The sequence below is a fragment of the Nocardioides maradonensis genome (assembly GCF_054777115.1).
This window is the reverse complement of sequence record NZ_BAAHAZ010000003.1, coordinates 162735-181406: the sequence shown is the minus strand read 5'-3', so window position 1 is coordinate 181406 and position 18672 is coordinate 162735. Positions and strand designations below refer to the sequence as shown.

Here is an 18672-nt window from a genome sequence, read left to right as displayed (position 1 = left end):
GCGGGGTTCGGGACGGGATGCGACGCGCACGTGGGGGCGCTCCCGCACGCGCCCACGAGGAGCACGAGCGGGAGCAGCGCCGGGAGGAGACGCCTCATCGGGTCGGGTCGGTGACGACCTCGAACGGGCCCGACGCGACGGCCTCGTCGAACTTGCTGTCGACGTACAGGATCCGGCCGTGCAGCGTCTTGGCGGTGGTCAGGACCCGGTCGGGGGAGCTGGCCCGCTGGCCGAGGGTGACGAGCGTGCTGCCGTCGGCGGAGACCCGCAGGGTGGCGATCATCCTGCTGAAGTTGCGCACCACGGTGAGCCGGTCGCCCTGGCGGACCAGGCCGTCGGCGTTGACCAGGTCGGTGTCGGTCGCGATCTCGGAGACGGCGCCGGTGGCCATGTCGAAGCGCCACATCCGGCCCACGTTGCCCTGCGCGACGACCAGGCCGGTGCGGTCGGCGGAGAGCACGATGCCGCCCAGGTTGAAGCCCGGCTCGCGCCGGATGATGCCGGTGGCGTCGGCCCACAGCGTCGCCCTCCAGGCTCCGTCCTCGAGCGCGACGCGGAAGACCTGCGGGGCGTTGGAGTTCGTGAAGTACGCCGCCCCGTCCCGCCCGATCGCGACGTCGTTGAGGAACGCGTCCGGGGTGCCGGGCACGCGCAGCGCGGCGAGCAGCGCGCCGCCCTTGCTGTAGACCCAGAGGTCCGGGCGGCCGGTGCCGATGCCGTTCGGGCCGCCGGCGACGTACACGTTCCCGTCGGCGTCCACGGTGATGCCGCGGGCGGTGTAGCGGCCGTCGGTGCCGTTGCCGGCGATCCACTGCTCGGTCTGCGCGGAGTCGACCGAGCCGCGGTGGATCTCGCCGCCGGTGACCTCGCTGACGTAGAACAGGCCGCGCCGCTCGTCGGCGCCGATGCCCTCGAACTTCGAGGCGTCGCCCCGGAGGGAGTACGTCGACGGCCGGCCGCCGGCCTCGGCCGACGCGGTGCCCTGGCCGGCGACCCCGACGAGGGAGGCGAGGAGGAGGGAGTTGACGAGGATGCTGGTTGGCTTCATGTCCTCCAGCCTGCGGCGGGACCGGGGCACGGGACGTCGGGCAGCCGGCCACCGCTCGATAGCCGATGGGATGATGCCCGGCGCCGGCGTACCTCCCTAGGCTGACCGATCATGTCCTCCCCGACCAGGCCAGATGGCGTCCGCGGCATCCTCGCGCCCGCCACGGCGCTGGACCGCTGGCTGCTCGTGGTCCTCGTCGTCCTGGTCGCCGCCTGCGGGGTCCGGTACGTCGACCGGCACGGGCTCGGGCTCGCCGGGGCTGTCGTGCTCGCGGGCGGCGCGCTGCTCGCGGTCGCCTACGCCACCCGCGGCCTGCTCGCGGGCCGCTCGTGGTGGCCGACGGCCTGGGTGCTCGCGATGGTGGCGGTGTGGTCCGCACTCACGGTCGCGGCGCCGTCCTTCGCCTGGTGTGCGGTGCCGGTCGCGTTCGCGGTGCTGCGGGTGCTGCCGTTCCCGTGGGCGGTGGGCGTGGTGGTCGCGATGACGGTCCTGCTCACCGCGGCGTGGCAGCGGATCACGGACGCCTTCGACCCGGTGCAGGTGGCCGGGCCGATCGGGGTCGCGCTCGTGACCGTGCTCGCCTACCGCGCGCTGGACCGCGAGTCGCGCGCCCGCCAGGACCTGCTCGACCGGCTCGTGGAGGCCCAGGCCGACCTCGCCGAGGAGCAGCACCAGACCGGGATGCTGGCCGAGCGCACCCGGCTCTCCCGCGAGATCCACGACTCCGTCGGCCAGGGCCTGTCCAGCATCAACCTGCTGCTGCAGGCCGCCGAGCAGGGCTGGGACGCCCACCCCGACGCCGCGCGCGAGCACGTCCGGACCGCGGCCGCGACCGCCCGTGACGGCCTCGACGAGGTACGCCGGGTGGTCCGCGACCTGGCCCCCGCCGACCTCGCCTCCGACGACAGCGGTGCCGAGCTCGGCGCCGCGCTTCACCGTGCCGCCGCGCAGGCCCTCCCCGGCCGGCAGGTCGAGGTCCGCGTGGAGGGCTCGCCCGCCGGCGTACCTCCCGAGGTGGCGACGGCGCTGGTCCGCACCGCCCGTGGCGCGCTCGCGAACGTCCGCGAGCACGCGGGTGCCGGGCGGGTCGCGGTGACGCTGACCCACCTCGGTGACGAGGTGCTGCTCGACGTGCGCGACGACGGACGTGGATTCGACCCGGCGAAGGTGCGGCCGAACGGCGCCCGCGGGCGCGGCCTGGCCGGCATCACCCAGCGCGTCGCGGAGCTCGGCGGCTCGGCGACGGTGGAGAGTGCACCCGGGGACGGCACGACCGTGTCGGTCCGCATCCCGCTCGCACCCGCGGAGGAGGCCCGGTGATCCGGCTCGTGCTCGTCGACGACCACCCGGTCGTCCGCGCGGGCCTGCGTGCCCTCGTCGACAGCCAGGACGACCTGACCGTGGTGGCCGAGGCCGACGGCATGGACGCGGCGCTCGACGTGGTCGCCCGCGAGCGGCCCGACGTGGTGCTGATGGACCTCAGCCTGGGCGAGAGCCGGCCCGGCGGGGCCGAGGTCACCGCCGCCGTGCGCGCGCTCCCGGAGCCGCCCGAGGTCCTGGTCCTCACGACGTACGACGCCGAGGCCGACATCCTCCGCGCCCTGGACGCCGGGGCGCGGGGCTACCTGCTCAAGGACGCCCCTCCCGCCGAGCTGTACGCCGGGATCCGCGCCACCGCCCGCGGCGAGACGGTCCTCGCGCCGAGCGTGGCCGCCACGCTGGTCCGGCGTACCCTCCCCGGCGCGACGGCCGTCACCGAGCGCGAGGTCGAGGTCCTCGAGCTGCTCAGCCGCGGCCTGGGCAACAAGGAGATGGCCCGCGAGCTGTTCGTCTCCGAGGCCACGGTCAAGTCCCACCTCTCGCACATCTACACCAAGCTGGGCGTCGACACCCGGGCCGGAGCGGTGGCGGCCGCGATCGAGCGGCGGATCATCCGCCGCTGAGCCGGGTGTCCGCGCCTGGACGGCCGGGAAATCGGGTGGCGTGCCGCCCGTAGAATGAGCGGGATTCCGACCCCGCACCTCCAGGAGTGAGCCCTCGTGGGCATTGTCGTGCAGAAGTACGGCGGCTCGTCGGTCGCCGACGCGGCCGGCGTCAAGCGCGTCGCGCAGCGCATCGTCAACACCAAGAAGCTCGGCCACCAGGTGGTGGTCGTGGTCTCGGCGATGGGCGACACGACCGACGAGCTGATCGATCTGGCCAACGAGGTCTCCCCGCTGCCTCCCGCGCGCGAGCTGGACATGCTGCTGACCGCGGGCGAGCGGATCTCGATGGCCGTGCTGGCCATGGCGATCCACGACCTGGGTCACGAGGCGCGGTCGTTCACCGGCTCGCAGGCCGGCGTGATCACCGACGCCGAGCACGGCAAGGCGAAGATCATCGACGTCACGCCGGGCCGGATCGAGCAGGCGCTGGCCGAGGGCGCGATCGCGATCGTCGCCGGCTTCCAGGGCGTCTCGCAGACGACCAAGGACATCACCACGCTGGGCCGGGGCGGTTCCGACACCACCGCGGTGGCGCTCGCCGTCGCGCTCAAGGCCGAGGTCTGCGAGATCTACTCCGACGTCGACGGCATCTTCACCGCCGACCCGCGGATCGAGCCCACGGCCCGCAAGGTGCCCCGGATCTCCTACGAGGAGACCCTGGAGATGGCCGCGCAGGGCGCCAAGATCCTGCACCTGCGGTGCGTCGAGTACGCCCGCCGCTACGACATGCCGATCCACGTCCGGTCCTCCTTCTCCGAGAAGGAGGGGACCTGGGTCGTGAAGGCCGAAGATCTCGCCAAGACACAGGAGAACGCTGTGGAGTCCATGGAATCCGCGATCATCACCGGAGTCGCCCACGACCGGAGCCAGGCGAAGATCACCGTCGTCGGCGTACCGGACAAGCCGGGCGAGGCCGCGGCGATCTTCCGTGCCGTCGCCGACGCCGCCATCAACCTGGACATGATCGTCCAGAACGTCTCGGCGGCCGCCACGAACCTCACCGACATTTCGTTCACGCTGCCGCGCGGCGAGGGCCAGACCGCGATGACGGCGCTGGACAAGCTCAAGGCCAGCGTGGGCTTCGAGGCCCTGCTGTACGACGACAGCGTCGGCAAGGTCTCCATCGTCGGCGCCGGCATGAGCTCGGCCCCCGGCATCAGCGCCCGCTTCTTCGAGGCCCTCTCCGAGGCCGGCGTGAACATCCAGATGATCTCCACCTCGGAGATCCGGGTCTCGGTCGTGGTGGCCGAGAGCCAGGTCCAGGAGGCGGTCAACGCCGCGCACGCCGCGTTCAACCTGGGCTCCGACGAGATCGAGGCCGTCGTGTACGGCGGAACGGGACGCTGACCATGGGCGTGAACATCGGCATCGTCGGCGCCACCGGCCAGGTCGGTGTCGCCATGCGGCAGATCCTCGAGGAGCGCGACTTCCCCGCCGACCAGGTGCGCTTCTTCGCGTCCGCGCGCTCGGCCGGCAAGGTGCTGCCGTTCCAGGGCGAGGATGTCATCGTCGAGGACGTCGCCACCGCGGACCCCACGGGGCTGGACATCGCCCTGTTCTCGGCCGGTGCGACCACGTCCCGCGCCCAGGCGCAGCGCTTCGTCGACGCCGGCGTGATCGTCGTCGACAACTCCTCGGCGTTCCGCAAGGACCCGGAGATCCCGCTGGTCGTCTCCGAGGTCAACCCCGGCGCCATGGCCGGCGTGATCGAGGCCGGTCGCGGCATCATCGCGAACCCGAACTGCACCACCATGGCGGCCATGCCGATCCTCAAGGTGCTGCACGACGCGGCGGGCCTGGAGCGCCTGGTCGTGTCGACGTACCAGGCCGTCTCGGGCTCGGGCGTCGCCGGCGTCGAGGCCCTCGCCTCCAGCGTCGAGGCCATCGAGGACCCGCGTCCGCTCGCGTACGACGGTTCGGCCGTGCCCTTCGGCGAGCCCGCGCCCTACGTCGAGACCATCGCCTACAACGTCCTGCCGCTCGCCGGCTCGATCGTCGACGACGGCCTCAACGAGACCGACGAGGAGCAGAAGCTCCGCAACGAGTCCCGCAAGATCCTCGACATCCCCGACCTCAAGGTCTCCGGCATCTGCGTCCGGGTGCCGGTCTTCAGCGGCCACTCGCTCGCGGTGAACGCCGAGTTCGCCTCCCCGATCACCCCGGAGAAGGCCCGCGAGCTGCTGGCCGACGCCCCGGGCGTCCAGCTCGAGGAGATCCCGACCCCGCGCAAGGCGGCCGGCAAGGACCCGTCGTACGTCGGCCGGATCCGCGCCGACGAAGGCGTGGACGGCGACCGCGGGCTGGCGATGTTCATCAGCAACGACAACCTGCGCAAGGGCGCCGCGCTCAACACGGTCCAGATCGCCGAGCTGATCGCCGCGTCCCGCTGACGACACACGAAACGCCCCGCACCTGGTGGTGCGGGGCGTTTCGCTTGTCCGGAGGGTGCTCCGTCAGAGGTGTGCGGACGTCGTCTTCGCGGTGTGGTCGCGGGCGACGGTGTTGTTCCGGTAGTTCAGCTCCATGTACGTCGCGGCCTTGTAGTACGTCGCCCTCGGCAGGCACGACTTCGAGATGCTGAAGGACCAGGTGTCGGTGTCGAGGTTCGTCGAGACCGACGGCGTACCGCAATTGGTGCGCGTCACCGAGTTGCCCGAGTACCACGTGCCCCAGTCGGCCTTGGAGATCCAGCCGATCTGGCTGCCGGCGCCGTTGTAGATGCGGAACTCCATGTCCTCGCCGGTTCCGACGGTGCCGCTGCTGCTGGAGATGTGGCTGATGGTGACCGTGCCGTAGATCCGGGTGCTGGAGACCCGGATCGTGGTCTTGTAGAGGTCGATGCTCTTGGCGGGCATGGTCGACGGCGGCGCGCCGTAGGTGTAGTCGGTCGTGTAGTCGTTGGCCGGGTCGCTCACCGAGCCGGTCACGGCGGTGGCGTGGGCGGCGGTGGCGGTGCCGGCGGCGACGACGGCCGCGGCACCCAGGCTCAGCGCGACGCGCTGGGTCATCTTCTTCATCATCGGATCTCTCTGGTCGCGGCGCCGGGCAGGTTTGCCCGGGCGGGGGCCTCCCGACAGGAGGCGGGCGTACGGGGGAGTCGTTCCCGCCCCGGAGCGGCCCAAACCGCGGACCCCCTCTGCCCGAAAGAAGCGTCGTGGCCCGCCGAGATCACGATCTCGGCGGGCCACGAGGCTTCTTTCGGCTGTGCTGCGGCTACTCGGGTCCGGGGTCGACGAAGGTCTCGGTCACCCAGACCGATGCGAGGTAGGCCACGACGCTGAGGATCGGGATGACGACGATCATGGGCCAGCTGGTGATCACCTTGATCAGGAACAGCAGGGACACGACCGCCACCAGGCCCACGGCGAGGAAGCTGCTGCTGCCGGGGTCGGGGATGACGAAGGCCTTGAGCAGCGCGCTGCCCAGGTAGACGCAGAGCACGAAGGTGATCAGCAGCAGCACGAAGCCGGGGCCGCCGCCGCACGACGAGGTGCCGCGGACCGCCTCGCACCCGCGCAGCGACAGCCAGGTGAGCAGGACCATGGCGCCGCCGACGACGAGGCCGGTGACGGCGGCGGCGCGGTACGGCGGCAGCAGGGGTACGGCGTCCGCGTCGGCCTGCTCGACCGGCTTCTTCAGCACGGCGGCGACCCGGCCCACGACCGTCAGCGCCTTGGTCGCGGCAGTGGGCTCCTTCGCGGAGGCCTTCTTCGGCAGCAGGGTCGCGCCCGGGGTCGCGGGGGTCGGCCGCGGCGCGGCCTTCGTCGCGGCCGGCTCGGCGGCCGTGGCCGGGACGGGCTCGTCCTCGATCGGGCCGGCCATGTGGGCCGTCGTCGCGGGCGCGGCCGTCGCCGGCTCGGGGACGACCGGCTCCGGGTCGGGCTCGGGGACGACGGGGACCGGGTCCGGCTCCGGGACGGCGGGCACCGGGTCGGGCTCGGGGACCACCGGGACGGGGTCCGGCTCGGGCTCGGGGACCGGCGTCGGCTCGGGGGCGGGCTCGGGCACGACGGGGACCGGGTCCGGCTCCGGGACGGCGGGCACCGGGTCGGGCTCGGGGACCGGCGTCGGCTCGGGGGTCGGCTCGGTCCCGGTGACCGTGGGCAGGACTGCGGTCGGCTCGGGCTCGCGTGCGGCCTCGACCTCGGCGGTCGGCGGTGCGACGACCGCCTCGTCGGTGGCTGCCCCCTCGGCGGGCGCGGGCTCGTCCGCGGCCGCCTTCTTCTTGCGTCCGAACAGCTTGGGTGCTTCCAAGCTGACCCGGAGCTTGTCCTGCTCGTCCGACATGGGGTGCAGTCTGTCACGCCGTACGCCCAGTTCAGGGGCGTAGTCGGCGATTGACCGGATCCTCGTCAGTGGATCTTCGACATCCAATCGGCGGGTACCCGCCCGGCCGGGCCCGGCACCGGCTGGTCCTGCGGGTGGTGCTGCGGGTCGGCCAGCCGGGGGCCGTCGGCGTACTGCTCGGACGCGTAGTCCCAGAACCAGTCCTCGCCGGGCTCGAAGCTCTGGATGATCGGATGGCCGCTCTCGGCTGCGTGGTGCGAGGCGTGCTGCGACGGCGAGCTGTCGCAGCAGCCCACGTGGCCGCACGCGGCGCAGCGCCGCAGGTGGACCCACCAGCCCGCGGCCGCCTCGCACTCGACGCAGCCCGTGCCGCTCGGTGCGGCCTCGGGATCGATGGGAGCGATGGGGTCGGTCATGATCGGCAGCGTAGTTCGGCGCCGGTCAGGGCTGCGCCAGCTGCAGGCTCCGCCGGGCGCAGCCGATCCGGACGTCCTGGCCCCAGGTGACCGCGATCCGGTCGTTCTCCAACCCGTCCGCGAACAGCACCAGCTGGTCGCTCGTGCAGGTGACGACCAGCTCGTCGGTCACCAGACCCTCGGTGGTGTCGGCGTCGAGACCGGGACCGGGCCAGGGCTCGCGGGCGAACCAGGCCAGCGCTCGCTCGTCGGGACGGGGGAGCGGCAGGTCGCTGTGCCGCTCCCGCCGGATGCTCGCCGCCCAACCGGTCGCGCCGGTCCCGGTGGCCGCGATCAGGCCCGACGAGGACTGCGGCACGCTCCGGTCGGCACCCTGGATCGTGTAGCGCGCGCTCTGGTGGCTCGGGTGCCCGAAGAAGATCTCGTTGAGCGCGCACAGCTCCTGTCCGTCGTCGGTGACGGCCCGCGCCATGGTGAGCGAGCGGAACGCGGGCCGACCGACGAGCGCCCGCGCCGCGACCGCGGGCGTCATCGGCACCAGCACGCCCGCATTGGCGCGCGGGTCGGGGTTGACGCCGAAGACGGGCTGGCTGCCGACGTACTTGGCCACGTTGGCGACGAGGCCGTCCTGACCGACCACGACCACCACGTCCTCGGGGGTGAAGGCGAAGGTGGGCAGGTCCGGCCGGCTCACGCTCGCGCGCCGCCAGTCCGCCGGGACGGCCGCCGTCATGGTGCGGACGGCGTCCGCGAGCAGTTCGTGCGCCTCGTCGACCTGAGCCAGCGTGCGACCACGGGTGCGGAGGAAGAACTCGACCTGGCCGCGTGTCCCGTGCCGGGCGAGCATCTGGTCCAGCTCGCTCGGCCGGGTCACGACGACGGCCCGCGGAGCCAGGGTGCTCACCCCAGCCTCCCCAGCAGCCCGGTGAGCACGTCGGGGGTCACCGTCAATTGACCGATCTCCGGCAGCTGCCCGCCGAGCTCGCGCAGCGCCAGGGCGAGCAGCTTGGCCGCGTCGATGTCGGCCACGGCCGCGAGCCTGCCGGCCTCGGCGGTCGCCTCCGCCTCGCCGACCGTGGTGGTCCGGTACGCCTCCGCGTCGGCCAGGACGCGGGTCCGGTCGGCCTCGGCGGCGACCGCCACCTCCTGCGCGGCCGCCGTCTCCTCGGCGCGCCGCCGGTCGTTGGCGCCCTGCTGGGCGACCAGCGTCTCCTCGCGTCGGGCGAGCTCGATCCGGTTGGCCAGCTCGTTCTCCGCGATGGCGCGCTCGCGCTCGACGGCGAGCGCCCGTCGTTCGTACGTCGCCCGGTCCGCCTCGCCCTGCACCGACTCGCGGGTCGGGGTCTGCAGCGCCCGCTGGACCTCGGGGTCGGCGACGACGCCGGTGATCCGGACGCCGATGACGGCGATGCCGACCTCGGCCAGTCGGGCGTCGCCGACGAGCCCGGCCGTGACGCCGTCCCGCACGACCACGGGTCCCCGCACGATCGCCTCGGTCAGGTCGAGGTCGGCGAGCAGGTCGATCGCGTACTGCTGGGCCAGCTCGGTCAGCATCCCGCCGACCTGGTCCAGGGGCCGGTTGCGCAGCTGGCCGGTGGCGGGGTCGATGCCGAAGTCGATCCGGCCGATCGCCGTACCGGGCTCGGCGACGCGGAAGGTCACCGTCGCCTGCACGGTGACCTCCTGGAAGTCACGCGTGCGGCCGCGGAAGGTGAACGCGAGCTCGCGGTCGTCGATCGGCACCTCGCTCAGCACGCAGCCGAGCGGGCGGAACCAGAAGGCCAGGCCGGCGCCCTCACGAGCCGCGCGGCCGTTCCTGAGCTGGCGCACGTAGGTGGTCGGCGTCCCCCGGTAGTGGAACCAGGGGCCGAACCGCTTGATGTCTCCCATGACGTCCTCGTATTTATCGTCGGTATGACGAAAATAGATCGGACGTGACTTCTCGTCAAGTAGACGATTAAAGTGGGAGGCGTGAGGTACACCGCAGCCCCGGCCGTCGACCTGGTCGTGCTCACGGTCCGCGACGGCGCCCTGCACGCCCTCGTGGTCGAGCGGGCGATCCGCCCGTTCCGTGGGGCACGGGCGTTGCCGGGCGGCTTCGTGCTCGCCGACGAGGACCTCGTCGACGCGGCCCGGCGCGAGCTCGTCGAGGAGACCGGGATCGAGGTCGCGCACCTCGAGCAGCTGGCGACGTACGGCGCCCCCGACCGTGACCCGCGCGGCCGCGTCGTCTCCATCGCCTACCTGGCGCTGCTCCCGGACCCGGGTCCGATCGCGGCCGGGTCGGACGCGGCCGCGGCGTACTGGCACCCGGTCGACGACCTGCTCGCCGAGGGCCTCGCCTTCGACCACGTCGCGATCCTGCGCGACGGGGTCGAGCGCGCGCGCAGCAAGCTGGAGTACACCCCGCTCGCCGCGGCGTTCGTGACCGAGCCGTTCGCGGTCTCCGACCTGCGCGAGGTCTACGAGGCGGTGTGGGGTCAGGCGGTGGACCCGCGCAACTTCCACCGCAAGGTCACCTCGGTCGCCGGGCTGCTCGAACCGACGGGCGAGGTGCGCAGCGGTGATCGTGGGCGGCCGGCCGCGCTCTACCGTCGTGGGCCGGCCGACCTGCTCCTGCCGCCGCTGATGCGGGCCGAGCTCCGCTGAGCCGCAATCGGTGGCTTCGGGCTAGGAGGTGGGCCGGTCCCAGGTGCTGCGCAGGACCTCGCGGTGGGTCGGCAGCGCCTCGCGGTGGGTCACCGCGCCCTTGCCGGTGAGGCAGACGAAGACCGAACGGCGGTCCTGCTCGCAGGCGTCGCGGGTCACGAAGCCGTCCTTCTCCAGCCGCGCGACCGCGCGGGAGAGGGCGCTCTGGCTGAGGTGGATGTCCTGGGCGAGGTCGTGCATCCGGTAGCTGCCGCAATTGGCGTCGACCAGCCGGTCGAGCACCTCGAACTCGCTGAGACCGATGCCGTGGCGGTCGTTGAGCGCCTTCTCGAGGGCGCAGCTCACGACGGCGTGCCGGTCCAGGAGCGTCCGCCACTCGCCCACGAGCGTGGAGTCGGACGTCGCTGCCATGCCCGCACTCTAGCCTGGCGACGACTTTGATGCAAACGCATTATTTGCACTTGCATTGAATGCGCATGCATGGAATGTTGGTCGCCATGACCTCACCTGCGACCCTCCCCGCCGCCTCGGCCACCGCCGGCACCGGCTGGACACCGCGCACCTGGGCGATGCTGATGACCCTCTGCATCGTCCTCGCCCTCGACGGCCTCGACGTCTCGATGATCGGCGTCGCCCTGCCCTCGATCGGCTCCGACCTCCACCTCGAGACCTCGACCCTGCAGTGGCTCGTCAGCGGCTACGTCCTCGGGTACGGCGGTCTCCTGCTCCTCGGCGGCCGCACGGCCGACCTGCTGGGCCGGCGCCGGGTCTTCCTGGTCGCGCTCGGCGTCTTCGCGATCGCCTCGCTCGCCGGAGGCCTGGTCAGCACGGGACCGCTGCTGATCCTCACCCGCTTCGTGAAGGGCCTGGCGGCCGCGTTCACCGCACCCACCGGCCTGTCCATCATCACGACCAGCTTCGCCGAGGGGCCGGCCCGCAACCGTGCGCTGTCGATCTACACGGTCTTCGGCGCCGGCGGCTACTCGTGCGGCCTGCTGTTCGGTGGCCTGATGACGGGTGTCGGCTGGCGCTGGACCTTCCTGCTCCCCGTCCCGATCGCGCTCGTCGCCCTGGCGGCCGGCTGGTTCCTCATCCCGCGGGACCGTCCGGCCGAGGGCGGCCACGACCTCGCCGGTGCCGTCCTGTCAGTCTCGCCGATGCTGCTCCTCGTCTACACGGTCGTGAGCGCGCCGGCCGCGGGCTGGACCTCGGTCCGCACCCTCGGCTCGTTCGTCCTGGTGGCCGTCCTGTTCGCCGCGTTCCTCGCGGTGGAGCGCCGGGTCGCCCACCCGCTGGTGCGGCTCGGGATCCTGCGGACGCCCACCCTGATCCGCGCGAGCGCCGCGATCGTCGCGATGGCGGGCTCCTACTTCAGCTGGCAGTTCATCGTGACCCTGTTCCTGCAGGACAGCCTGGGCTGGGGCCCGCTGCACCTCGCCCTGGCGCTGCTGCCGGTGGGCGTCATGGTGACCGTGTCGGCGTTCTTCTCGAATCGCCTCGTCGACCGGGTCGGTCCGGGACCGGTCATCGCGGTGACGCTGACGACCATGGCCGTGGGCTACCTGCTGTTCCTGCGGGTCGACACCACGCCGGCGTACCTCACCACGATCCTGCCCGCCGTCGTCCTCATCGCGATCGGCTGGATCGGGTTCCCCGCGGTCAACATCCTGGCCACCAACGGGATCGACGACGACGAGCAGGGCCTCGCCGCCGGCGTGCTGCAGACCTCGATGCAGGTCGGTGCTGCGATCGTGCTGGCCGTCACGACCGCGCTCATCGCGTCGACGCCGGCCGGCGCCGGGCCGCAGGCCGTGCTCGACGGGTACCGCCCCGGACTGGTCTTCGCCTTCGCGGTCGCCGCGGTGGGTGCGGTCGTCACGATCGCCGGCCTGGCCCTGTCCCGGCGTACGACGGACGCGGCGGCCCTGCCGGTCGACGTCGTCGAGGAGGAGTACGCCGCCTGACCGTCCGCCGAAGCTGATCCCGCTGACCTGCACGCAGGTCGGCGGGATCAGCCGTCCCGCTGGCATCGGTGGGACAACCTCCGTACAGTCGGTCCGATGAGTCCCGAATCGACCGCCGCATGAGGCTTCCGGTGCCCCACGCCCACCGCGTGCCCCGGTGGATCACCTGGTTCGCGCTCTGCGTCGCCGCCGGGTTCCTCGGCTGGATCGTGTACCTGTCGACGGACATCAAGGCGCGCGTGACGACGCACCACTACGACATCGCGTGGCTGGGGTTCGACGGTCTCGAGTGGTCGATGGTCGCGCTCGCGGCCCTCGCCGCGTGGCGGCACCACCGGTCGACCGCCATCTTCACCGGCATCTGTGCGGTCATGTTCGCGGTCGACGGCTGGTTCGACGTGTGGACCTCCCCGCGCGGGAGCGTCGGGGGCGCCGCGCTCCTCGCGCTCTGTCTCGAGCTGCCCCTGGTGGCGATCTTCGCCTTCGCGACCGTCCACGCCGAACGCGCCCAGAGCCGGGTCGCGGTGGGCACGCCGGCGCGCTGACCGCAGCCGTCAGGCCTCAGCGACCCCGCACCCCACCGGTGCCCGCATGCTCGAGCGGGCCGGCCAAGCTCCCTTTCGTCTCCTTCACCGTGGTCGACGGCAACCTCGTCACCGGCCAGAACCCGGGGTCGGCGAAGGAGACCGCGAAGGAGGTCGTCGGGGCACTCCGCGGGTAGCGGCACGCGGCCCGCCCGAAAACTGAGAACCCCCTCCGCACTGCGTTTCCGCAGTTCGGAGGGGGTCTTTGTCGCGTCGGACTGACAGGATTTGAACCTGCGGCCTCCTCGTCCCGAACGAGTTGAGAACCCGGGTCCATGCCTGAGCCATGCCGTCCCAAGGCCCATGCGGGCCATCCGGTGCACATTGGGCGTGATTCTGGGGTGTGCGCGATCTGTGCCAGTAGTGACGTCATGCAGTTCCAGCAGTCGGTCGTCAGCTGTGGCTGCCTACACCTGATTCGATCACCTCGAAGGTGATGCCGCCCTCGCGCAGTCGGCGGGTGAGGTGCTCGCCCATCGCCGTAGCGGTGGTGACCTGGCCGGCCGTCGGCGGGTTGTCGTCGAAGGCCAGGGAGAGTGCGGACTCGGCGAGCATCTTGGCGGTCTCGGTGTAGCCGGGGTCGCCGCCGCTGACGCGGGTGTGGACGGTCGTGCCACCGCCCTGGCCGACGAAGTCGACCGTGAACCGGGTTCGGTTGCGTCGTTCCAGGGACGGTCCCTCACCCTGGGGGATGCGTCGGCCGATCGCCCGGCGCAGCGCCGGGACCTGGACCGCGCCCAGCGCGGCGGCGAAGCCGAGGACGGCGCCGGCGACGGTGGAGAGGCGGCGGGCGCCGGCGTAGTGCGAGTAGGTGAAGTCCGGGCCGTAGTCGGTGCGGGAGAGCGCGGACCGCTTCACGACTTCCGGGTCGATCGTCGGCAGCGGGATCAGCCACGTGTCGAGAACGCGGTCGCGTCGCGGCAGACCGACCGTGGCGCGGGCAGATCGACCGTGCGGCCGTGCCTCGCGGCGCGTGCGCTCGGACGCGGCCTGCTGCATGGCGCGCAACCGGGAGAGCTGGCCCAACCCCGAGTGCAGGGTGCCGCCGGAGATGGTGGCGTTGGTGCGGACGACGCCGCGCATCCTGACCGGCACGTCCGGGGGCAGTTGCTGCGCGGTGAAGAGGCTGCCGAGATCGTGTGGGATGGAGTCGAAGCCGCACGCGTGGACGAGGCGGGCGCCGGTCCGTACGGCGGTCTCGTGGTGCTCGAGGTACATCCGGTCGACGAACTCGGGCTCCCCGGTGAGGTCGACGTAGTCCGTTCCGGCTGCGGCGCAGGCGGCCACCACCGGTCCACCGTGCTCCAGGTACGGCCCGACGGTCGTGATGACGACCCGGGTGGATTCCGCGACCGCGGCGAGCGTCGAGGCGTCGGTGGAGTCTGCATGCAGGAGGGCGATGTCCTCCAGCGCCGGGTTGATCTCGCTCAGCCGGGCGCGGACCGCTTCGAGCTTGGCCGGGTTCCGGCCGGCGAGGGCCAGTCGAGCGCCGGACGGCAGGTGGCCAGCGAGGTACTCGGCGGTCAGGCCCCCGGTGAAGCCCGTGGCACCGAGGAGGACGAGGTCGTAGGGGCGCTGGGTGGTGCGATCAGGCATGGTCACTCCGGTCGTCGAGGATGGTCGCGATTCCCTCGCGGTAGCTGGTGATCTCGAAGTCGGGGAAGCGGGTGGCGAACTTCGTGGTGTCGAAGATGTTGTCCTGGCGGTAGCGGGGCATCAGCTCGTTGGCCTCCTTCACCGAGGGGTTGAGCAGGCCGAGGACCTTGAAGGCAGCCTCCGGGACGGTGCGGTACGAGATGTCCCGGCCCACGACGTCCGCCGCCACATCGATCATCTCGGCGTAGGTGAGCCGGTCGGGGTCGATCGGCAGGTGCCAGGTCTGGCCGTAGGCCTCGGGGGTGTTGCCGATCAGGCCCATGGCACGGCTGGCGTCCGGGGTCCAGATGAGGCTCCGCTTGGTGTGGGCGTTGATCGGGACGGTCGGGCGCTTGCCCTCCTTGATCCGATCGAAGACAGCGGTGTTGGTGAGGCTCTGGGTCTTGCCGGGGCCGTAGAACTCCGGTGCCCGGCAGATCACGGCCTCGATGGCGCCGCCGCGAATCTCGCCGAGCAGCATGTCCGCGATCTCCGCGCGCACGGTCGCCTTGCGGCCGACCGGCTGGAACGGGGTGTCCTCGACCTGCGGGGTGTCGGTGCGCGGGTACATGTAGGTGTTGTCGAAGAACACCAGCTTGGCGCCGTGCTTCTGGCAGGCGGCGACGGTGTTGGCCATCATCGTCGGGAACTGCTGCTCCCACAGCCCGGAGTCCATCGGGAGGCCGACGGTCAGGTAGGCGATGTCGGTGCCCTCGACGGCGGCGGCGGTCGCGTCGGCGTCGAGCAGGTCGGCTGGGTGGATCTCGTCGGTCTCGTGGACCTGCCGCGGGTTGCGGCTGACCAGGCGGATGTCCTGGGTGACGTTGTCGTGGAGGTAGCGGGTGAGCTCTTCGGCGATCTGGCCGTTGGCGCCCAGTACGGTCTGCATGGTCACTTCACTCCGGGAAGTCGCTTGGCGATGCGCAGCACGCGGGTGGCGATGCGCGCGTAGGTCTTGGGGTTCATGCCGTCGGGCGCGCCGACCGGGATCAGGCGCTCGATGGCGATGGTCTGGGACTCGGTGTACTTGAGGATCCCGTGCTCGCCGTGGCGCCGGCCGAGTCCGGAAGCCTTCATGCCGCCCATCGGCGCGTCCATGGAGCCCCACGCGGCGGCGTACGCGTCGTTGACGTTGACGGTGCCCGCCTCGAGGCGAGCAGCGACGCGGTAGCCGCGGGCCTCGTCGGAGGTCCAGACGCTGAAGTTCAGGCCGTACTCGCTGTCGTTGGCCTTGGCGATGGCCTCCTCCTCGTCAGCGACGCGGTAGAGCGAGACCAGCGGCCCGAACGTCTCGTGGGCGTAGACCTCCATCGACTCGTCCACGTCGGTCAGGATCGTCGGCTCGTAGAAGTAGGGCCCGAGGTCAGGGCGGGCCTTGCCGCCCGCGAGCACGGTCGCGCCCTTGGCCACGGCGTCGTCGACGTGCCGGACGACGGTGTCGAGCTGCTTCTGGGACACCAGGGAGCCCATGTCCCCCGAGTAGTCGATGGCGGGCGACAGCTTCATCGCCTTGGTCGCCTTCACGAACCGGGTGGTGAACTCGCCCCAGATGACCTCGGGGACGTAGATCCGCTCCATCGAGATGCACAGTTGCCCGGTGTTGGAGAAGCAGGCGCGTACGGCGCCACCGACCGCCTTGTCCAGGTCGGCGTCGTCGAGCACGAGCAGTGCGTTCTTGCCGCCGAGCTCCATCGAGCAGTCGATGAGCTGCTCGCCGGCCTGGGCGGCGACGGTGCGGCCGACGGCCGTGGATCCGGTGAACATGAGGAAGTCGGAGCTCTCGATGATCGGCTTGCCCAGCTCGGCACCCGAACCGGTCACGACCTGCACCAGGCCGGGCGGCATGCCGGCCTCCTCGAGCAGCTCGACGGCCCACAGGGCGGCGTAGGGCGTCTGCGCGTCGGGCTTGGTGAGCACGGCGTTGCCGGCGACGATCGCCGGCAGGGCGTCGCTGATGCCGAGGGTGAGCGGGTAGTTCCAAGGCGAGATGACGCCGACGAGGCCCTTGGGGTGGTGCAGCTCCCACACCTTGGTCAGGGCCAGCTGCGCGCCCTGGCGGCGCTTCGGCTCGAGGTACTTCGCGGCGGTGTGTGCGTAGTAGCGGGCGTTCATCGTGACGTCGAGGATCTCCTCGAACGCGTGGCGCCGGGCCTTGCCGTTCTCGAGCTGCATCAGGTCGAGCACCTCGTCCTGGCGGTCGAGCACCAGGTCGTGGAAGCGCAGCAGGACGGCGGCGCGTTCCTCGACCGGGCGCGCGGCCCAGGCCTTCTGCGCGGCCCGGGCGCGCTTCGCCGCGGCGGCGACGTCCGCCGGCGAGCAGTGCGGCACCTGCCCGAGCACTCCGCCGGTCATGGCGTTGGTGACGACCTGGCGGTCGTCGGGGTCGGCCGCCTGGACGCGTGCTGAGAGAGACGTCAGCCGGGAGGCGTCGATGTTGCGCGTGATCGCGGTGGTCGTTGCCATGGCGGTGGTCACCTGGTCGGGATCGAGACGGGCACGGGGATGTGCAGGGCGTTCTGGGCCTCGGTGAACACGTCGAGGCGCAGAACCTTGAGCGGCTTCAGCGAGCGCACGTCGTCGCTCAGCCGTCCGCTGCCGAGCTCCAGCGAGACGCCGCGGGGCAGCAGGCGGCTGCCGGCGGCCAGGTTGTTGGTCTGGCTCAGCGTCGCGTTCCAGCCACCGTTGAGCTCGGTGTACGACCTCAGCGTCGAGACGCTCGTGCCGCTGGGGATCTTCTTCTGCTTCGGGGTGGCCACGTCGAGCGCGATGTCCGTGCCACCGTCATCGTTGAACGCCCGCGCCGAGGTACGCCGCTCGTCGATGTCGACGTCGATGTCGGTCACCCACTTCGGGAAGCCGTAGCCGTCATGACCGCGCACCTGCGCGATCTCGGTGTTCACCGGCAGCGAGAGCACGTACGCGTGGGTGGAGTCGTTGGCCAGCGTCGAGAGCAGGTCCGCGGTGCCCAGGCGGCCGTGCCGGGCCGGACGGACGGCGATGCCCACGGTCGCCTCGGTGTAGAAGTCGATGTCGCACACGTCGTACCGGAAGAAGACGACAGAGAACAGCCCGATGCCGGGAGCGACCTCGAGCGGGTCGAGCTCACCTGGAAGGCGCGAGCGCAGCGCGCCGGTCGGCGCCAGGTAGGTCAGCTGCGCCTTCGACATCGCGTAGTAGAAGTTCGGGCTCCGGGTCGGCCCGATCGCGGACTGCACCTCGGTCTTGGGCAGGGACCGGAAGAAGTCGACGCCCGGCACGCGCGGGTCCTTCGCGACCTCGTCCAGGTCGGTGTCCATCCGGTAGCGGTCGTACAGACCGCCCTTCGGAACTGTGACCGTGCGGCTACCGAGTTGGACCTCGACCACGTCGCTCTGTGGGCCGTTCTTCGATGACGTCATCACAACCTCTTTCAATGTATGCAGTGCTTACATCGAGGTTGCCCTACAATGTGAGCAGAGTCAACATTGAGGGGCTGCGACGCCGGTCACGGCTCGCAGTGCGAGGAGGAGGCACCGTGGCTGAGGCGGGCAGGAGCAGCTACCACCACGGCGACCTGCGCGCCGCGCTCATCTCCAGTGCCATGGGCATGCTGGAGCGCGGCGAGCCCTTCTCGATCCGCGCCGTCGCGCGCGAGACGGGCGTTTCGGCGACCGCGCCCTACCGCCACTTCCCGGACCGCGAGGCGCTCGAGTCGGCGCTGGCAGCCGAGGGTCTGCGCAACCTCAAGGAAGACCTTGTCCGTGGCCGCGTCCTGCCGACCACTCCCGAGGAGCTGGCCGAGTTCGGGGTCGCCTACGTCGAGTTCGCACTGCGCCGGCCGGCGTTGTTCCGTCTCATGTTCGGCAATGAGTGCAACACCGACGACGAGGACCGCGTGCGGGCCGCGGCGGACGTGCATGAGCTGCTCGCCGCAGCTATCACCGGGGTCTACCCCGATGCTCATCCACTCGACCTCGCGTTGGGCGGATGGGGCATCGTGCACGGGCTGGCGTTCCTCTACCTGGATCGCAAGCTGACCGCCGCCTCGATCGACGAGGTCGCCGCGCAGGTGCGTGCGTCCCTGCTGGCGGTGTTCGCCGCCCGACCGCGGGACTGACGTGACGA

20 protein-coding genes are annotated in these 18672 nt (G+C 71.7%); 9 read left to right on the top strand and 11 right to left on the bottom strand.

Annotation, left to right across the window (positions count from 1 at the left end; genetic code table 11):
- Window positions 1-94 precede the first annotated feature (94 nt).
- Entirely contained in the window at window positions 95-1048 is a 954-nt protein-coding gene (locus tag ACYVAQ_RS04440) for an SMP-30/gluconolactonase/LRE family protein (protein WP_460787262.1), read from the bottom strand.
- 111 nt (window positions 1049-1159) lie between these two features.
- Between ACYVAQ_RS04440 and ACYVAQ_RS04435 the strand changes: the two genes are divergently transcribed.
- From ACYVAQ_RS04435 to ACYVAQ_RS04420, 4 genes are all read left to right on the top strand, one after another.
- Window positions 1160-2368, top strand: coding sequence for a sensor histidine kinase (locus ACYVAQ_RS04435; RefSeq protein WP_460787261.1), 1209 nt, complete (start codon window positions 1160-1162; stop codon window positions 2366-2368).
- Window positions 2365-2991, top strand: coding sequence for a response regulator (locus ACYVAQ_RS04430; protein ID WP_460787260.1), 627 nt, complete (start codon window positions 2365-2367; stop codon window positions 2989-2991). The genes ACYVAQ_RS04435 and ACYVAQ_RS04430 overlap by 4 nt, the downstream gene beginning before the upstream one ends.
- A gap of 96 nt (window positions 2992-3087) precedes the next feature.
- Entirely contained in the window at window positions 3088-4380 is a 1293-nt protein-coding gene (locus ACYVAQ_RS04425; protein WP_460787259.1) for an aspartate kinase, read from the top strand.
- Window positions 4381-4382: 2 nt separating this feature from the next.
- The gene (locus tag ACYVAQ_RS04420; RefSeq protein WP_460787258.1) at window positions 4383-5423 is read left to right on the top strand and encodes an aspartate-semialdehyde dehydrogenase; all 1041 of its coding nucleotides are present in this window, start codon (window positions 4383-4385) and stop codon (window positions 5421-5423) included.
- Window positions 5424-5486: 63 nt separating this feature from the next.
- Here the strand turns inward: ACYVAQ_RS04420 and ACYVAQ_RS04415 are convergent, their stop codons facing one another.
- The 5 genes from ACYVAQ_RS04415 to ACYVAQ_RS04395 form a co-directional block, all read right to left on the bottom strand.
- A complete protein-coding gene (locus ACYVAQ_RS04415; protein ID WP_460787257.1) occupies window positions 5487-6041 on the bottom strand; it encodes a hypothetical protein in 555 nt (184 codons plus the stop codon).
- A 205-nt stretch (window positions 6042-6246) separates the two neighbouring features.
- Window positions 6247-7320 (bottom strand): hypothetical protein, encoded by a 1074-nt coding sequence (locus ACYVAQ_RS04410; RefSeq protein ID WP_460787256.1) that lies wholly within the window; start codon window positions 7318-7320, stop codon window positions 6247-6249.
- Between the two features lie 65 nt (window positions 7321-7385).
- A complete protein-coding gene (locus ACYVAQ_RS04405; protein ID WP_460787255.1) occupies window positions 7386-7736 on the bottom strand; it encodes a UBP-type zinc finger domain-containing protein in 351 nt (116 codons plus the stop codon).
- 25 nt (window positions 7737-7761) lie between these two features.
- Window positions 7762-8640, bottom strand: coding sequence for a diacylglycerol kinase catalytic domain-containing protein (locus ACYVAQ_RS04400; protein ID WP_460787254.1), 879 nt, complete (start codon window positions 8638-8640; stop codon window positions 7762-7764).
- The gene (locus ACYVAQ_RS04395; protein ID WP_460787253.1) at window positions 8637-9626 is read right to left on the bottom strand and encodes an SPFH domain-containing protein; all 990 of its coding nucleotides are present in this window, start codon (window positions 9624-9626) and stop codon (window positions 8637-8639) included. Before ACYVAQ_RS04395 ends, ACYVAQ_RS04400 begins: the two co-directional genes overlap by 4 nt.
- 81 nt (window positions 9627-9707) lie before the next feature.
- Here ACYVAQ_RS04395 and ACYVAQ_RS04390 point away from each other — a divergent pair, with 81 nt between their 5' ends.
- Window positions 9708-10385 carry an NUDIX hydrolase gene (locus tag ACYVAQ_RS04390; RefSeq protein WP_460787252.1) on the top strand — a complete coding sequence of 226 codons (678 nt, stop codon included), beginning with the start codon at window positions 9708-9710 and terminating at the stop codon, window positions 10383-10385.
- 21 nt (window positions 10386-10406) lie between these two features.
- Here ACYVAQ_RS04390 and ACYVAQ_RS04385 read toward each other — a convergent pair whose 3' ends face one another.
- Complete coding sequence (locus ACYVAQ_RS04385) at window positions 10407-10796, bottom strand: MarR family transcriptional regulator (protein ID WP_460787251.1); 390 nt, start codon at window positions 10794-10796, stop codon at window positions 10407-10409.
- A gap of 86 nt (window positions 10797-10882) precedes the next feature.
- Between ACYVAQ_RS04385 and ACYVAQ_RS04380 the strand changes: the two genes are divergently transcribed.
- The 3 genes from ACYVAQ_RS04380 to ACYVAQ_RS04370 all read left to right on the top strand — a co-directional run bounded on the left by ACYVAQ_RS04380 (window position 10883) and on the right by ACYVAQ_RS04370 (window position 13070).
- On the top strand, window positions 10883-12349 hold the full coding sequence (locus ACYVAQ_RS04380; protein WP_460787250.1) for an MFS transporter: 1467 nt from the start codon (window positions 10883-10885) through the stop codon (window positions 12347-12349).
- Window positions 12350-12468: 119 nt separating this feature from the next.
- Complete coding sequence (locus tag ACYVAQ_RS04375; RefSeq protein ID WP_460787249.1) at window positions 12469-12894, top strand: hypothetical protein; 426 nt, start codon at window positions 12469-12471, stop codon at window positions 12892-12894.
- Between the two features lie 38 nt (window positions 12895-12932).
- Window positions 12933-13070 carry a hypothetical protein gene (locus ACYVAQ_RS04370; protein WP_460787248.1) on the top strand — a complete coding sequence of 46 codons (138 nt, stop codon included), beginning with the start codon at window positions 12933-12935 and terminating at the stop codon, window positions 13068-13070.
- Window positions 13071-13326: 256 nt separating this feature from the next.
- Here ACYVAQ_RS04370 and ACYVAQ_RS04365 read toward each other — a convergent pair whose 3' ends face one another.
- The 4 genes from ACYVAQ_RS04365 to ACYVAQ_RS04350 are packed head-to-tail and all read right to left on the bottom strand — an operon-like array spanning window position 13327 to window position 17966.
- Window positions 13327-14529 carry a saccharopine dehydrogenase family protein gene (locus tag ACYVAQ_RS04365; RefSeq protein ID WP_460787247.1) on the bottom strand — a complete coding sequence of 401 codons (1203 nt, stop codon included), beginning with the start codon at window positions 14527-14529 and terminating at the stop codon, window positions 13327-13329.
- Window positions 14522-15457 (bottom strand): NAD-dependent epimerase/dehydratase family protein, encoded by a 936-nt coding sequence (locus tag ACYVAQ_RS04360; protein ID WP_460787246.1) that lies wholly within the window; start codon window positions 15455-15457, stop codon window positions 14522-14524. The genes ACYVAQ_RS04365 and ACYVAQ_RS04360 overlap by 8 nt, the downstream gene beginning before the upstream one ends.
- Window positions 15458-15459: 2 nt before the next feature.
- Window positions 15460-17031, bottom strand: coding sequence for a succinic semialdehyde dehydrogenase (locus ACYVAQ_RS04355; protein WP_460787245.1), 1572 nt, complete (start codon window positions 17029-17031; stop codon window positions 15460-15462).
- Window positions 17032-17039: 8 nt separating this feature from the next.
- Complete coding sequence (locus ACYVAQ_RS04350) at window positions 17040-17966, bottom strand: acetoacetate decarboxylase family protein (protein ID WP_460787244.1); 927 nt, start codon at window positions 17964-17966, stop codon at window positions 17040-17042.
- A 116-nt stretch (window positions 17967-18082) separates the two neighbouring features.
- Between ACYVAQ_RS04350 and ACYVAQ_RS04345 the strand changes: the two genes are divergently transcribed.
- Window positions 18083-18664, top strand: a complete 582-nt coding sequence (locus ACYVAQ_RS04345; protein WP_460787243.1) for a TetR/AcrR family transcriptional regulator — start codon at window positions 18083-18085, stop codon at window positions 18662-18664.
- The last annotated feature ends 8 nt before the right edge of the window (window positions 18665-18672 follow it).